The sequence below is a fragment of the Oleiphilus sp. HI0066 genome, from assembly GCF_001635725.1.
On sequence record NZ_LWFH01001135.1, the window covers coordinates 1 to 809 of the forward strand.

The following is an 809-nucleotide window of genomic DNA, read 5'->3' on the forward strand; positions in this document are numbered from 1 at the left end:
TGTGTCTAAAGCTGGTTCAGTCATTTAGTATCTTCTCGCGCTATGATCTAATACGTGTCCGCTGCAAAGTGCTCAAAAGAATAGTCGAACACTTTGAAAAAGCTAACGTAGAAATTAAGTGGTTGTTTAATGAGTATTGTTCGCCTTGAAGGTGTTTCTCTTGCGTATGGCCTAAAGCCATTGCTTGATGAAGTTGATTTCGCAATAGAGCGCTCCCAGCGTTTATGTTTGTTGGGTAGGAATGGTGAGGGCAAGTCGACCTTAATGCGTTTGCTTATGAAGCAAGCTGAGCCCGATAGTGGGACTGTGATTTTTGATAAGAATCTGAAAATCGGTTTTTTATCTCAAGACTTACCTGATGCTGATGAGCAAAAGGCTTTTGATGTTGTGGCGCAAGGCTTGCCTGAGTTAGGAGCTTTATTGAGCGAGTATCATGCTTTAGTGGATGCTGGTGGCGAAGACTTGGATCGAATGGAGCGCTTGCAAACAAGTATCGAAGCTCAAGGTGGGTGGACGTTTGATAATCGCGTTATGCAGATTTTAAAGCGGTTTAATATCCAACCTGATGCGCCGATGTCTTCTTTATCAGGTGGATGGCGTCGTCGAGTGATGCTTGCGCAGGCTTTGATCAGCGAGCCTGATCTGCTGCTACTAGATGAGCCAACCAACCATTTGGATATCAACGCCATCCGTTGGCTGGAAAAGACCTTGTCAGATTTTCAGGGTGCTTTGTTATTTGTGAGTCACGATAGGGCTTTTATCAAGTCTTTGGCAACAGGAATTATCGAGTTAGATAGAGGTCATATTCG

At 44.1% G+C, this 809-nt stretch carries 1 protein-coding gene; it reads left to right on the forward strand.

Going from position 1 to position 809, the window contains the following annotated elements; all coding sequences use genetic code 11:
• Window positions 1-129: 129 nt before the first annotated feature.
• The coding region (locus tag A3738_RS15000) for an ATP-binding cassette domain-containing protein (protein ID WP_156504282.1) at window positions 130-809 on the forward strand (680 nt) is incomplete at its 3' end.